The 1,268-nt window shown below is 68.2% G+C and carries 1 protein-coding gene and 1 pseudogene; one reads left to right on the plus strand and one right to left on the minus strand.

Translation table 11 applies throughout. From position 1 onward, the window contains the following. Positions 1-579, plus strand: a pseudogene (locus AB0C20_RS36215) (hypothetical protein); the annotation flags it as partial. A 37-nt stretch (positions 580-616) separates the two neighbouring features. Here AB0C20_RS36215 and AB0C20_RS36220 read toward each other — a convergent pair. Continuing rightward, on the minus strand, positions 617-1,268 hold a 652-nt coding region (locus AB0C20_RS36220; protein ID WP_357569722.1), incomplete at its 5' end, for an SMP-30/gluconolactonase/LRE family protein.

Raw genomic sequence — 1,268 nt, forward strand, 5'->3', positions numbered from 1 at the left:
CCGAGCCCTGCCCGGCCGATGGCGCATCCACCGGGCGCCGGCACCGTGCACACACCACCGCAACGGAATTCGCCCCGCCGGCGCACCCTGGTCCTGGCCGCCGCGGTGGTGGTGGTGCTGGGGGCCGTCGCGGCGATCAGCACCACCCTGGCCTTCCGCTCCGCCTCGGCGAACCGGCCCGCGGCCACGCGCCAACCGGCCACCTCCGCTGCCGCGACGACCACACCGGCGGGTGAGCGCACGGCCATGCCGCCCGCATTCACCGGAACCTGGGCCGGCATGGCCACCGACGGCGCGGTCCAGTTCCGCATCGTGGTCACTTTGCACGACGGCTCGGTCGGCACCGAGGTGGGCACCGCGACGAATACCGGACAGAACCAGGGAACGACCTGTAAGCGAGCCGAAACTCTCACCGCCGCAACACCAGTCAAGATCAGTCTGCGGGCCCGGCTGCTGTCGGGATTCCTGTGCACCGACGACAATCAGCCCTCCACTCTGGTTCTGCGCGACGACGGCGGTGTCAACTATTCGATGACCGGCCCGATCGGCGCGATCACCGGAACCCTGCACCGCCGCTGAGTCCGCCTCGCCCGCGGCCGAACGGAGCCGCGATGAATCAACGTGGCAGCTCGACCACCGCGATGGCCGATTCGCTGAGGCTGCCCAGATACAGCCGCCCGTCCATTTCGGCGGCTCCGGTCACCATCGCGTATTCGTCACTCGGCCGCTGCAGATCGTGCACGAGCGAACCGTCGAAGTCGTAGGCCTGCGCCCAGGTGGTACGCGCGGGCTTGGGCTGCAGTGCGGGCGGTACCGCGCGCACGATGCGCCGCAACACTCCCGGCAACGGAAGTAGCATGTCCAGCAACCGGTTTCGCGGCGACACCAGGGCGACCCAGATCCGCCCGTCGCTGCCGAGCCCCATATTGTCCGGGCAGCCGGGCAGATTCTGCACCAGATGGTCGGTGATGCCTGCGCGCGGTCCGGTCAGATGGTGACGGGCGATCCGGTAGGCGGCGGTCTCGGCGATCAGTATGTGTGACCGGTCCGGCGCGAGCACGATTCCGTTGGCGAATTCCAGCCCGTCCACCAGGATTTCGGGATGCTCGCCGGGGGAGATGCGATACAGCCGCCCGGTCCCGGAGTGTTCGAGGATGTCGCCCATGTAGTCGTCGAGCGGATAACGGCGGCTCGATTCGGAGAAGTAGATCGTGCCGTCGGTATCGGCGACCACATTGCTGGCGAAGTTCAATTGTTGTCCGTCGACC

Origin of the sequence: Micromonospora sp. NPDC048843, from assembly GCF_040649965.1 — a bacterium.
GTDB lineage: Bacteria > Actinomycetota > Actinomycetes > Mycobacteriales > Micromonosporaceae > Micromonospora > Micromonospora hortensis.